We start from the raw sequence: 12,695 nt of genomic DNA on the forward strand, positions 1-12,695 counted from the left end.
AGAATGAAGTCTGGGATCAGAGCGCGGGCAGATCGAGGCTGGACATCTGAGCCTGGACCTTCGATGCGTGATCGTTGACGTTTTCGTCGAACGAGTTGCTCATCTTGAGGAGCTTCTCGGAGGTCTCCATGAGCTTGTCGTTCATCTTGTCGGCCTGGACGTAGTAACGCTCCATGAACGAGTTGAACGCATCGCGAGCGGCGCCCTGCCAGTTGGCGCCGTTGGTGACGTTGTCCTCGTCGGCCTTGAGCGTCCGGATCGACTGCATCAAGCGGTCGTGCTGCTCCTGGAACTCTTTCGCCTTCGCATTGATCTCTTCAGTTGTTGCAACGAATTGCTGGTTACCCATGCGGGCTTCCTCCTCCTGCTCACTGTCAACGTCCGAGGTGTCAGTTGACTGGTTTCATATTGTTGGACGCGTCCTGGGCCCGATCGGTTCCATCCAGTTCCGAAGAAATTTGGCGGAGTTCGTCATGACTCGTGGCCCGGCGCGAAGTCGACCAGCTACACCGAGGACGGGGGTCTAGATGAGATCCCCCCGGACATCTCGACCGCGGTGCCGTCGCATCGGTCGCTAGCCAGCGCGTGATCCCCTCCTTCCCCCTGCTCGCTACAACTTGTCCGCGAGTGGGCTGGCTGGGCATCACCCTACCCAATGCGATCTCCGCGCGCTACAGCGATTCGCCGAGCACATGACCGCTATCCCCAGGTCACCGACGCCAACGTCGCGCGACCTGGGGTGGCACCGCTCAGCGCGGGCGGGAGTCCTACTTCACAACTTTGGCGATAACCGGAACCAACTTGTCGATCAGCACTCCGGGCGACTGGTCGGTCCAGACCTGAAAGGCCTGTACGGTCGAGAGCTCGTCGACGACGACGATCTTGGCTGAGCTGTTGGCAATGGCGCTCGGCAGTCCCCGGAAGCCGCCATTACCGGCGTCCTTGTCGGTTCGAAATACGATGATGACTTCGGAGTCGATTTCCGACGACGAAGCGTTGATCGACAATTGACGGGGTGACTTCTCGTCTCCCACCGCTTTGTATTTGGGGTTGTATCGGAAGCCGATGTCTTGCAGGAATTTGGACTGCGAACTCGGATTCAATACCGCGGACAGGGTCGCGTTGCCGTAGTTGATCGCGCTGACCGTCTTGCCATCGAACGCCGGATTCTGCTCGCGGACGGTGGCCAGCGAGGACCCACCGGTAGCGGGGGGATCGGACTGGTTCAGGAAGAATGTCCCCGCCGCGATGGCGACGGCTATCACGGCCACGACGGCACCCGGAAGCAGGAATTTCCGCAAACGCGAGGGCGATCCGGAATGACCGTTGCGCGCGGTTGCTACCAGCGCCGGGTCGGTTCGTTCCGTGTGCGCCGCGGGGTCGCCGACCGGGCTGGCGGAGTGCTGGGAATGGTAGTACGACGGTGGCGTGTGCGGCTCGGTCTGATATCCGGTGGACGGTGTCCGCGGGTCGGCCGAGTAGGTCGGCAGCGTTGCCCGCGGATCGGTCTCGTACCCGGGCGCCCGCAGATGCGCAGAGGTCCCGAACAGCGCGGCCTGGGCGTCGAGAATGAATTCGCGGCAGGTGTTGTACCGGTCAGCCGGGTCCTTGGCCATCACTTTCTCGATGACACTGTCAAGCGCGGGGGGAAGTCCCGGCCGGACCGCGCTGATCTTCGGGGGCGGCTCATGCAGGTGGCCCATCATGACCACCGCCGGCATCGTCGACGGGTAGGGATTCTGCCCGGTGACCAGTTTGTAGAAGGCGCAGCCGAGACTGTAGATATCGGCACGCGGGTCCAGGCTGGTGCCGACCAGCTGTTCCGGCGGGGCGTAGGCCACGGTGGCCATGAAGTTTCCGGTTTGGGTCAGGTCTTGACCGTCTTCGGCGGATTTGGCGACACCGAAGTCGGTGAGCAGCACCCGTTCCTCGTCACCATCTTCGGGCGCGGAGAGCAGAAAGTTGGCCGGTTTCACATCGCGATGCAGTAGCCCGCGCCGATGCGCGTAATCAAGGCCCTTCCCCACCTCGGACACGATGCGCAGCGCCCGTTGCGGCGTCATGAACGCCGCCCCTTTTTTCGCCTCCTCAGCGGCATCGGTGCCCTCGATGTACTGCATCGCGATCCACAACTGACCGTCCTCTTCGCCACGGTTGTACACCGCGACGATGTTCGGATGGTCCAGTCCTGCCGCGAGATTCGCTTCCCGCTCGAAACGTGCCCGGAACTCCGCGTCCTCGGAGAGTTCGGAGCTCAGAACCTTCAGGGCGTCGCGACGAGGCAGGATCGGGTTCTGAGCCAGGTACACCGTGCCCATGCCGCCACTGCCCAGCTGCTGAATTACCCGGTACCCACCCACGATTGCGCCGGGCCGCAACGCCATTCGGTCCTCCTTGCGATGTCGAGCGCCCAATGAGCGAGCGTCCGGAGAAATCTAGCAAGCCGCCGCGCCGTATTCGAGCCGCAGTTTACGGATGCGCACGTCTCAGTTGCTGGTGAGCAGTGCGTACTGCGCGGAGATCCGCTGATGCAGATCCGGCAGCTGCTTGCTCCGGGCCTGCACGACGTACCGATCTACGCGCAGAATGCACAGGTGCCCGGTGAGGGTCCGGTTTTCGCCGGATCCTGCGTATTCCGCTCTGCACTCGGCGTTTTCGGCGAGACCTGTGGGCGCGTCGACCAGTTTCTCGTTCTCGCCGAGGCTGGTGGAAAACTTCCAGTTCTGCCACAGCATGTCGGCGCCCTTGGCGGTTCGAGCGCGGAAGACAACGGCATCACCGAACGACACGAACTCGAACCCGTGCTGCTGCATCTCCGGCAGCGTCTTCGAGTCCGGTTGGGAGAACAGACTGACCGCACCGCGGCCCGCGTAGTAGCCATCGGGCTCCGGACGGAACGGGGCCTCGGGGTCGCCGGGCAGCGTCCGGCCCATCACACCATCTGGGTCGAGTCGGATTCGTGGGAGTTCGGCCGCGGGTGTGGGAACGAACTGGCTGAGCAGTGGAATCTGGGCGTCGAGCAACCTCTCGACGTGTCCGGTCAAGGCGGGCAGGTCGGGCGCGGACGTCTTGTCGTCAACCTTGATGAAGACGACATAGCGGTCGTGCACGGTCCACGAGCCGATGGAAGAGATGCCTGGCCGCCAATGTGCATAGGTGTTGGCGTGCTTGGTGATCGGGACTGGTTGATTGTCCGGGTTGTAGGTGAAGTCGTCGTGCTCGAGCGCGGGACCGACCTCCTGTGCTGTCTTCGCATCGGGAAACATGAGCACCGCGACGTTCGCCGTGCGTTGTTTGTCCTCGACTGTCGCTGTGGACCAGGCATTCACCCACCCGGCCACCAGATCCTTTGCCACCTCGTCGAAGGTATCGTTGATGACCAGGTTGCCAAGCGTCTTGCGGTTGAGCACGATGTGGGAGCGCATGAGCCAGGTGTCTTCCACGTAGGCGGGGTCGGCCTCGTAGGGGAGGACGACGTAGTCGGCCAATCGCTGCGCTTCGCGAGCCCGAGCTTGCCGTTCGTTCTTGGCGTTTCCGACCTGCCGTGGTTTCGTCTGGTAGTTGCCGACATCGAGCTTCGACAGATCGGGCTGCACGCGAAGCGGGTTTCCGGGCACCTCCGCGCCGCACCCGGTGACAGCGATGGTCAGGGCGGCAGTGATGAGTAGGCCCCCAGCGACAGCGGTCGGTCTGGATCCGATGGTGAGCTTCATGCGTCCCCGTCCATCATCTACGGCTTGTAGGCAAGCAGCTTGTACTGTGCGGCGGCCATTTGATACAGCTCTTGGGCATTCTTTCCGGTGACCTGCGCTGCGAACCTGTCGTAGGCGAGGAAGCACGTCGGAGGGTAGCGGTCCGAATTGGAAATTTTCGGCTTGGTGGTAAAGCACTGGACTCCGGGCAAATTCGGTGGACTGTCCATCGGATCCCAGCCCTCGGCTCGCTGATCTGTCAGCGCCGAGATCAGTCGGGTCGCGCTCGCTGAGTCCCGCGTTCGATACACCCTTGATTGGGAGTAGGCGACAAGATCGACACCGGCGTCGTCGAACGCCGCCTTTGTCAGGGCGGGGGCCGTATCGAAGTGCAATGCGGCCTGCGGTGGCATGACTGCGGACTGGTCCCATGCCTTGTTTCGCTGCTGCTGTCCATCCCAGGGCAGCGTCCGGCTGAGCAGGCCATCGGTATCGAGCGGCAGCGAGCCGAGTTGCTCGGCAGGAGTGGCGGTGTAGCCGGCCAGCCTGTCGATCTGTCCGGTGAACGCGCGTTTCGCCAACTCGGCGAGCGCAGTGATGTCGGAAGGTTCGTTGGCCGGATCCCCGATATGCACGTACAGAACCATCGCGTTATGTGTGAGCCAGGCATCAAGATACTTCTTGCTGTCGGACCATTTTGCGCGGGATTGGGGAAAGCCAGGGATTTGGACAGCTTCTCCGGCCAGGTTCATGGCTTGTCGTTCGGCCAGCCGACGTGTCGCTGCCTCGGCCTGAGCGGCGTCTGGGAAGCGCAGGGCAGTCATCGCTACACTGCTGCTGATCAGGGGCGAAATTTTCCGGCGCTCGGCACTCGTGTCGGCGCCCGCGACGAATCCTGCTGCTAGTTCGCGAATTTCCTCGGAACTCAGGTTGTATATCTCGGGTAAAGTGCTCTCCGTTATTCGCCGTTCAGGGGATAGCAGTCGCTGGTACGGATATCTGCCGTCGATTTCGAAGGTCAAGGCCATGGCGTTGCTGATCCGTACACCTTCGAGCGCTGCTCCGGTCTGTGGCGTGCGGGATTTTTCGACATCACGTGGAACCGCCGGATAGTTCCCCGAGTCCAGCTTCGAAACATCGATGACGGCGGGGTCCACACCAGGGTCGCCGCCGCATCCGGAGACAGCCATCAGTGCGACGGCGACGGCGATGGCCACTGCATTTCGTGAAATCATGAGTTGCTCATTCGCTCTTCACAAGAACCGAGTACTGGGCGGCGGCTCGCTGATAGAGATCGGGGTTCATCGCTCCGCTGAGCTTCGATTTTGTGACTACGACCGCGACATACCGGTCATAGATCACCGCGCACATCTCATCGAATTTTCGAACTACGTCGACCTCATCCAGTCTGATGCACCGAGTGTCGGGCAGGCCGGGCGGCGAGGGTAGCTCCTCGTCATTCTTTCCCGTTTTGACGAGCGCCGATTGAAGGTGGAACGCGCCCGTCAGATCGCGTGCTCTATAGACGATCCCGCCCCGCCGGCCGATCAGATCGACTCCGCTCGCCTCGAATGCCTTCTTCAGCTCCAGCGGATTACGTTCGTAGTGCAGGTCTGCCGCTGGCTGGAAGGCTCCGAAGTCGTAGGTCAGGATGAATGGATCGCTGTAATCGGCTGCCGCCGGGAGAGCGCGTCGCAGGATGCTGTCGGGGTCGGTCGGTAGATCCAACACGTCGTCGAACGCCATGGGATGCAGCTGTTGCAGACGCGCGATCTGCGTCTCAACGGTCTTCTTGATGACGCCGGACAGGGTGGTCTGATCTGGTTGTGGTACTCCGGCATTCGTCAGGATCACGAATTGATCGCGTGCGATGAACGACAGTCCTGTGACGTCATCGGCCGACGAGGCGCGCGCATCGGGGTAACCCTCGATCGGGAGGCGGTGGCGTCCCGCATCCTCGTTGGCGATGCGATCGAAATCGTCGGCTGCCTTCTGGCTGGCGGCTGGTGTCGGGAACCGAAGTACGGAGATGATCAACTTCTTGCGATTCCGCAGGCTGCTGTTGATCCGCGATTCGTACACTCCGGCGAGTAGATTGTTGTCCACGGTCGCCGGCCGATACTTTTCTGGGAGTACTTCTTGGATGAATGGATCCGCAGGCGATGAGAACAACTCAACCGCGCCGATTTCCGAGATCTCGCTGTCGATTTCGGGTGGCAGCACCAGATAGTTGAGCATGCGCCGCGCTTCGATCTCTCGAATGTCCGCCACCCCACTGATCTTGGGATCGTACTGGGTTGGTTCCCGCGGGTGCGGCCCGGTCTTCAATGTCGTCAGTTCAACTGGCGTCAACATCGGCCGCGGATGCCCGCCAACTGTCACCGATGAACACCCGACCCCCGCCGCGACCACGATGGCAAGCAACGCCAGGATTCGTGCGCGCGCACCCGCCCTCATCCGTCCGGCAAACTCCACCTCGCCCCCTCCTTCGCCTAATCTCGGCGCGATCTTACGTGACCGCCCTACCGCCCATGCGTCAGCAGTTTGTACTGCGCCGCCATCTTCTGATTCAAATCCTGCGGCTGGCTCGCCACGACCTCGGCCAGCAAATGTTCATAGGTGAGATAACACCCAAAGGTGGATCCGCTCTTGGCCTTGTAGCACTTGGCATCCGGGAGGCCGGGTGGGCTGTCGTAGGGATAGAAGGACGCCGTGAGTCCTTCGGTTAGTGCCGCCAACAGTCGTTCCGCGGCGGCCGGGTCGCCGGTGCGGTAGATCTGGGAGCCCGCGGTGGCTATCAGGTCGACCTTCGCGTCGTCGTAGGCTCGCTTCATCATGTCGGGCCGGCTGCGCAGGTGGAGTTCGGCGGCGACGGGATACACGCCGGTGTGGTCCTCGTCGGTCCCGAGGTCAGGGGAGGGGAGGGTGCGGGCGAGTAGGCCTTCGGGGTCGATCGGGTTTTCGGAGAGCTTGTCGGCCGCTGTCGGGGCGTATCCCTGCAGGAGCTCGAACTGTTTGTCGAGAGCTCTCTTGGCGAAATCCAGCAGTGGCGCCGGATCGGGCGGGGTGGCGAGGACGTTGCGGATGAAGAGTTTTACGACGTAATCGCCGCGGGGCAGCCAGGTTTCGACCGCGTCGTTGTAGGAGAGGAAGGTGTGGCCGGGGTATCCGGCGATTTCCAGGGGATGCTTCGGCGGGTTCGTCTTGTGGGTTTCCTCGGCGAGTACCCGGGCCGCGTTGACTGCGAGCTCCGCGCTCGTGAAGCGCAGCAGGGCGAGTTCGACGTTCAGCCCCAGGTTGGGGTTCTCGCGGCGGGAGCCCGCGGTGCGCCAGCCGGCGACGAGGCCCGGGACGAACTCGGTGAATTTCTCGGAGGGCGTGACCCAGGTGGTGGGTGGGTGCTGTGGAGTGATTTTTCCGGCCGCTGTGATGCGCCCGTGGACGAGGCGGCTGTCGAGGTCTGTGATCAGCGGGACGAAACTGCCCAGCTTGATGGCTTCTTGGATGGCTCCCGTTTCCGCGGTGCGTTCCTTCTCCAGGTCACGGGGGCTAATCGGATAGTTTCCGGCGTCGAGCTTCGCCAGGTCGGCTGGGCCGCTCGGGTTGGAATCCTGGCCGCCGCCGCATGCGGTGGCGAGTAGCGCTAGCGCCGTGATCCCCGCGAGTGCGGCTCGAATTCCGTGGCGAGAGTGGTTCATCATTCGCTCTTCGCCAGGATCGAATACTGCGCGGCGGCACGCTGATACAGCGTGGCGTCGAACTCTCCGCGGGAGTTTCCGCGGGATCCGACGACGGCGACGTATCTGCCGTAGACCACCGCGCACAGATATCGGACCGCCAGCGGCGGTGTGCTCTGGTCCAGTTTCACGCACGCGGCGTCGGCGATGCCGGAGGGATTCTGGATGACCTCGTCACCGGGGCCCAGCTCGGTCAGTGCCTTTTGGAGTGCGAACGCGGAAGCGAGATCCCTTGTCCGGTAGACGACTCCGACGTTTCGCGCGACGAGGTCGACTCCGGTGTTCGCGTAGACCTGCTTCATTGCGAACCCGTCACGTTCGTAATGCAGATGTGCCGCCGGGTCGTACACGCCGACCGACTCGGGCGGTACCGATAGGTCATTGGCGATTGCTTCCCCCGGTAGCACGCGCCGCATGATCGCGTCGGGGTTGGTCGGCAGGTCGAGGATGTCGTCGAGCGGGGTCGGCATCAGCTTGTCGAGTTTGGGAAGTTGCTGGTCGAGTGCTTTCTTGGCTTGCGCCGCAAGGGTATTCGGGTCGGACACCGGGATGGTGACCTTGATGAGCACTACGAAGGGCCCGCGGGCCGCGTACACGTAGCCTTGTCGATCGGCCTCCGCCGCGGACGCGCGCGCCTGCGGGTAGTCCGGGACGGCCATCCCGTGCCGATCGGGCTTGAATTCGCCCGTAGCGGCGTCTAATTCGTTGGCGGCGATCTGGGCCAGGGCGTCCGACGGGAACCGGAGGATCCCCAGCGCAAGGGCTTTCAGCGTCCGGGGATTGCCATTCGTGCGGGTCGTCATCGCGCCGGAAATGAAGTAGTTACGGTCGAAAACCGGCTGGAACTGCGATGGCAGACCGGCCCCGTGTTCGCCGTAGATCTTGACCTCATGGGCGGCGAGCACGTGGGTGCCCAGCAGTTCATCCAGCTCACCGTCCACCTCATACGGTGCGACGAGCGATCCGAGCATCCGCCGGGCTTCGATCTGTAAGACCGCGCCCTTGTCGTCGGCTACGGGCACCTGATCGACCGGCTTCGCCTCGAACACACCGATATTCAGCCGCGCCAGATCGACCGGCGTCATGCCGGGCAACGCCTGCCCCTGCACCGCGGTGCAGCCGGAAATCAGCAGGACGAGCGCGGCTCCCCAAACCCGCACGCCCGCACGCGATCCCCTGGCCACGGCGCTCCTCCCCGGTACTCGTTCAGCTGCCGCGATACTACTGGACCCCCGCTTTCAACACCGGCACCAGCTTGCTGAGCAGCACTTGTTCGGAATCCGAGGACCAGTAGCGGAGCGCGTTGACCGCTTGCGCGTCGTCCACGACCAGGACCGTGGCGCGGGCGGTGAGCAGGCCGTGCGGGAGGCCCAGCAGCCCGCCGCCGCCCGCGCGGGCGTCGCTGCGGACCGCGAGGATGTAGCCGGAGGTCACGGCGTTGAAGGCGGTGGAGTACTGGTCCTTGGGTACGGCCCGGAGGGTTTGCTCGTCGCGTTTCCGGACGTAGAACTGGTTGTAGACGAAGCCGAGTTCGGCGAGGAAGTCGGTAGGGCGGCTGGACGGGAGGAAGATCTCCATCTCCGGTTCCTCCTCGCGGCCGGTGCCGGAGATGTTCACCATCAGGATTTGTTTGCCCGCGAACTTCGGATTGTCGCTGCGTGCTTGTTCTTTCGGGGGTAGCGAGCTGCTGGGTTCGGCCGACGGCGTGGCCGCGGTAGCGGCGGGGGAGTTGTCGCGGCCGGCGAACCAGATGCTGCCGCCGATCGCCAGGACGACCACGACGACTGCAGCGGCAATCGCGATCCAGCGCTTCGATGATGCGCGGGTTTCGCTGGGAGACAGCGCTGTCGAGGTCCATCGATCCGTGGGCGGGGCCGCCATCGAATGCGCCGGGTAACCGGGTGCGGCGGCTTGAATCGGGTAGGTAGGGGAGGTCTGCGGCGGCGCCTCGCCGCCGAGTGCCCGGGCAGCGGCATCGGTGAATTCCCGGCAGGTGGCGTATCTTTCGGCCGGATTCTTCGCCATCGCTCGGGCGAACACCTGGTCCAGCGCGACCGGCAATCCCGGATGCACTGCGCTGGCCCGCGGCGGCGGTTGCTGCAGGTGCCCCATCATGACCATCGCCGGCTGCGCACCCGGGTAAGGGTTCTGGCCGGTGAGCAGTTTGTAGAGCGAACACGCCAGGCTGTAGATGTCCGAGCGCGGATCCAGCCGCTCCCCGGACAACTGCTCCGGCGAGGCGTAGGCGATGGTGGCCAGGAAGGTGCCGGTCTGGGTCAGCTCGTTGGCGTCGTCGGAGGACTTCGCCACCCCGAAATCGGTGAGCAGTACGCGCTCTTCGTCGTCGTCCTCATGTGAGAGCAGGAAGTTCGCGGGCTTGATGTCCCGGTGCAGCAGCCCTTTCCGGTGCGCGTAATCCAGCCCCTTGCCGACCTCGGTGATGATCCGCAGGGCGCGAACGGGATTCATCGACCGCGGGTCACGCTCGAGGACGGCGGCCACGTCCGTGCCCCGCACATACTGCATGGCGATCCACAGCTGACCGTGCTCCTCGCCGCGGTTGTACACCGAGACGATATTCGGATGATCCAGTCCCGCAGCGAGATTGGCTTCCCGCTCGAAACGCGCCCGGAACTCGTCGTCGGCGGTGTGCTCGACGCTGAGCACCTTGATGGCGTCGGTGCGCGGCAGGCTGGGGTGCTGGGCCAGGTAGACCGTGCCCATGCCGCCGGCACCGAGTACCCGCTCGATCCGGTAGCCGCCGACGATGGTGCCCGGGCGCATTGATTCTCCTCAGCTGTTCGCGAGCAGCGCGTACTGCGCCGCTGCCCGCTGGTGCACGTCGTCGATCTTGGCCGAACTGACGATTCCGACGTACTCGTGATAGGCCACGACGCAGGTGAAGTGGCTGTTCTTGAATCTCGGGTTCTTGGTCTCCGCGCACGCCGCGTTCGGGACATTCGCCGGGGCTGCCGCCACCCGCACCTTCTCGTACGGAACAGTCAGATCGGCAACGATTTTCCGGGCGGTCGCGGCATCCGGGGTGCGGGCTACCAGGTTCTCCTCGTTCATGCCGAAGGCGTCCGAATTCAGCGCGGCCAGCGCGGCCTTGGCAGCTTCCCGGTTCTTGGCGAAATGCAGCATGCCTTGGCGGCCGGCGGTGACAAGGCGATTGCTGTAACTCGGGCGAGGTGTCAGGTCATCGTCGGCCAGCGTCCGGCTGACCAGATTGTCCGGATCCCAGCGCAGTTGAAACACGTCGATGAGCGGGATCGGCCGGAACCGGTCCAGCATCGGCAGCTGGGTTTCGTAGGACTTCTCGGCCAGCGCCTGTAGTGGATCCAGGTTTGCCGTGGGAGTGGAGACGAGGAAGGCGACTACGAAGGAACCGTGCGCCAGCATCGTGCGCAGAAACGGCGATCCGGGCCGCCAATACGAATGCGCGCCAGTGTATTTCGACAACGTCACCGGCTGGTTGTCCGGGCTCGCGGCGAAATCCGCGTCGTAGAACTCTTTCGCGGCCAGCTTCGCGCGGTCGGCATCCGGGAATTGCATGACCATGGAGACGACAATCGTCTCGTCGGCGGCGGACTTCGTCGCCCAGTCGTCCGTACCGACCGACAGGCTGAAGCTCTTGTCCGAACCGTTCGTCTCCAGTCCATAGGCCAGCTTGTGGCGGACCGCGATCGGCTCCAGATCCGCCCGGCGCCCGAGCGCCTCGGGCAGCACCCCGGTAGTGATGGCATAGGGCCAGTAGCCGGTCTTCAGACGTGGGTCGATGTCATAGGCGGTCGCCACATGGTCGGCCAGCCGCATCGCCGCGATGTCCCGCTTGACGTGGAACATCGGCACGATCTCGTCGTTGTGCGCGTGGTAGGGCACCGTCGCGTATTTGCCCACATTCAGTGTGCGGACATCGATTTCGCCGGGCGTCGAAGTACCGGAAACGGTCGATCCGCAGGCGGTGAGCGCCGCCGCCATCAGGAAGACGGCAGCCGTTGTTCCGCCGCGTCGCATCAGGCCCCTCATTTCGCCGTCACCAGCAGTGCGTACTGAGCCGAAATCCGTTGTTGTGCATCGAGTAACTGCTGTGAGGGGACCAGCGCGGTGTAGCGGTCGTAGGACACCGCGCAATAGAAACGGATGGCGAGCTTGTCCTTTCCGACGTACTCCCAGCACTTGGCCTGCGGCAAATTCTTCGGTGCGGCGGCAGTGCGCACCTTCTTGCTCAGCTCGGTGTGCTGCTCGAACAAGCGCAGTGCGGCCGCCCGATCCCGGGCCCGGTAGACGCGCGCCTGATCCTGGGCATAGCGATCCACCCCCGCCGCTTCCCAATTCGGCCGAGCCGCACCCGGTGTCGTGCTGAAATGCAGCCCGGCCAGGCCGGTATACACCCCGGGCGGGTTCGTGTTGAACTCCTCGTTGATGCGTGGCAGCGTGCGCCCGAGCATCCCATCGATATCCAGTTGCAGGTTCATCAACTGATCGGCCGGCGTCGGCGTGAATTTCGCGACGGCGGGCACGACGGCATCGAGACTCTTCTGCACCAGGGTCAGTAATTCGTTCTGATCGACCACTTCGGCATGAATCCGCAGGTAGTCGTAGACCCAGCTGTAGATGACCAGTTTTCCGGTCGCGAACCAGGAACCGATGGACTGCGTGGTCGGGACCCAATGCGCCTTGGCCGCTGGATATTTCGGAATCTCCACCGGCACGTTCTGATCGTTGTAGCCCCGGTCGGACAACTCCAGCGCGACCGCCATCTCGGCGGCCTTCTGCTCGTCCGGGAACACCATGACCACGTTCATCAGGTCGATGCCCTGGACATTGAGGTCGGTGGTGCCGCCGCTGGCGAATCCGGTGACGAAATCCGGTGCGACCTCGGCGAATTTGTCCAGCTTGATGGCGTCGCTCAGGTCGGAGTGCCGCGGATCGAAGAACACTCGCGAGGTGAGTTTGTGCCCGAACTGGAATCGCGGGTCGATCTCGGAGGTGAGCGGTAGGAAATTCGCCAGCCGCTCGGCCTCGATGATCTTCGCCTGCTCGATCGTCTTGACCACGCCGTACTCGCGCGGCTTGGCCGGGTGGTTGCCCACATCCAGCGTGCTCAGATCGATCACCGGCTCCGGCGGCAACGCTGCCGCCGCCATCGGCTGATCCGACCCGCACGCACCGGCGCCCAGCGCCACCACTACGACAGCACTCGCGATGCGAATTGCTTTCCACCCCACGCCGAAACGCATGCTTCCCCTCCACCGAGCCAACT

The 12,695-nt window shown here is 63.7% G+C and carries 10 protein-coding genes; all 10 read right to left on the reverse strand.

Annotated features, from left to right (window positions below):
• Window positions 1–16 precede the first annotated feature (16 nt).
• The 10 genes from IBX22_RS22110 to IBX22_RS22155 all read right to left on the reverse strand — a co-directional run bounded on the left by IBX22_RS22110 (window position 17) and on the right by IBX22_RS22155 (window position 12,672).
• Window positions 17–349: a WXG100 family type VII secretion target gene (locus IBX22_RS22110; protein ID WP_194817402.1), complete on the reverse strand. Its 333-nt coding sequence runs from the start codon at window positions 347–349 to the stop codon at window positions 17–19.
• Between the two features lie 418 nt (window positions 350–767).
• The gene (locus IBX22_RS22115) at window positions 768–2,384 is read right to left on the reverse strand and encodes a serine/threonine-protein kinase (protein WP_194817403.1); all 1,617 of its coding nucleotides are present in this window, start codon (window positions 2,382–2,384) and stop codon (window positions 768–770) included.
• Window positions 2,385–2,486: 102 nt separating this feature from the next.
• The gene (locus tag IBX22_RS22120) at window positions 2,487–3,713 is read right to left on the reverse strand and encodes a hypothetical protein (RefSeq protein WP_228538915.1); all 1,227 of its coding nucleotides are present in this window, start codon (window positions 3,711–3,713) and stop codon (window positions 2,487–2,489) included.
• 17 nt (window positions 3,714–3,730) lie between these two features.
• Window positions 3,731–4,927, reverse strand: a complete 1,197-nt coding sequence (locus IBX22_RS22125) for a hypothetical protein (protein ID WP_194817404.1) — start codon at window positions 4,925–4,927, stop codon at window positions 3,731–3,733.
• Between the two features lie 7 nt (window positions 4,928–4,934).
• Window positions 4,935–6,167, reverse strand: a complete 1,233-nt coding sequence (locus IBX22_RS22130) for a hypothetical protein (protein ID WP_309234725.1) — start codon at window positions 6,165–6,167, stop codon at window positions 4,935–4,937.
• 47 nt (window positions 6,168–6,214) lie between these two features.
• On the reverse strand, window positions 6,215–7,390 hold the full coding sequence (locus IBX22_RS22135) for a hypothetical protein (RefSeq protein WP_194817405.1): 1,176 nt from the start codon (window positions 7,388–7,390) through the stop codon (window positions 6,215–6,217).
• The gene (locus IBX22_RS22140) at window positions 7,390–8,613 is read right to left on the reverse strand and encodes a hypothetical protein (RefSeq protein ID WP_194817406.1); all 1,224 of its coding nucleotides are present in this window, start codon (window positions 8,611–8,613) and stop codon (window positions 7,390–7,392) included. Before IBX22_RS22140 ends, IBX22_RS22135 begins: the two co-directional genes overlap by 1 nt.
• Window positions 8,614–8,650: 37 nt before the next feature.
• Window positions 8,651–10,213, reverse strand: a complete 1,563-nt coding sequence (locus IBX22_RS22145; protein WP_194817407.1) for a serine/threonine-protein kinase — start codon at window positions 10,211–10,213, stop codon at window positions 8,651–8,653.
• Between the two features lie 9 nt (window positions 10,214–10,222).
• Window positions 10,223–11,446 carry a hypothetical protein gene (locus IBX22_RS22150; RefSeq protein WP_194817408.1) on the reverse strand — a complete coding sequence of 408 codons (1,224 nt, stop codon included), beginning with the start codon at window positions 11,444–11,446 and terminating at the stop codon, window positions 10,223–10,225.
• Window positions 11,447–11,454: 8 nt separating this feature from the next.
• Complete coding sequence (locus IBX22_RS22155) at window positions 11,455–12,672, reverse strand: hypothetical protein (RefSeq protein WP_194817409.1); 1,218 nt, start codon at window positions 12,670–12,672, stop codon at window positions 11,455–11,457.
• Window positions 12,673–12,695: the final 23 nt, after the last annotated feature.

The sequence above is a fragment of the Nocardia sp. XZ_19_385 genome (assembly GCF_015355755.1).
In the GTDB taxonomy this organism is placed as follows: Bacteria; Actinomycetota; Actinomycetes; order Mycobacteriales; family Mycobacteriaceae; genus Nocardia.

Coding starts and splice junctions, on each gene's coding strand:
- IBX22_RS22120 (WP_228538915.1), bottom strand. CDS start 3,713: ATGAAGCTCACCATCGGATCCAGACCGACCGCTGTCGCTGGGGGCCTA.
- IBX22_RS22135 (WP_194817405.1), bottom strand. CDS start 7,390: ATGAACCACTCTCGCCACGGAATTCGAGCCGCACTCGCGGGGATCACG.
- IBX22_RS22110 (WP_194817402.1), bottom strand. CDS start 349: ATGGGTAACCAGCAATTCGTTGCAACAACTGAAGAGATCAATGCGAAG.
- IBX22_RS22125 (WP_194817404.1), bottom strand. CDS start 4,927: ATGATTTCACGAAATGCAGTGGCCATCGCCGTCGCCGTCGCACTGATG.
- IBX22_RS22115 (WP_194817403.1), bottom strand. CDS start 2,384: ATGGCGTTGCGGCCCGGCGCAATCGTGGGTGGGTACCGGGTAATTCAG.
- IBX22_RS22150 (WP_194817408.1), bottom strand. CDS start 11,446: ATGCGACGCGGCGGAACAACGGCTGCCGTCTTCCTGATGGCGGCGGCG.
- IBX22_RS22155 (WP_194817409.1), bottom strand. CDS start 12,672: ATGCGTTTCGGCGTGGGGTGGAAAGCAATTCGCATCGCGAGTGCTGTC.
- IBX22_RS22145 (WP_194817407.1), bottom strand. CDS start 10,213: ATGCGCCCGGGCACCATCGTCGGCGGCTACCGGATCGAGCGGGTACTC.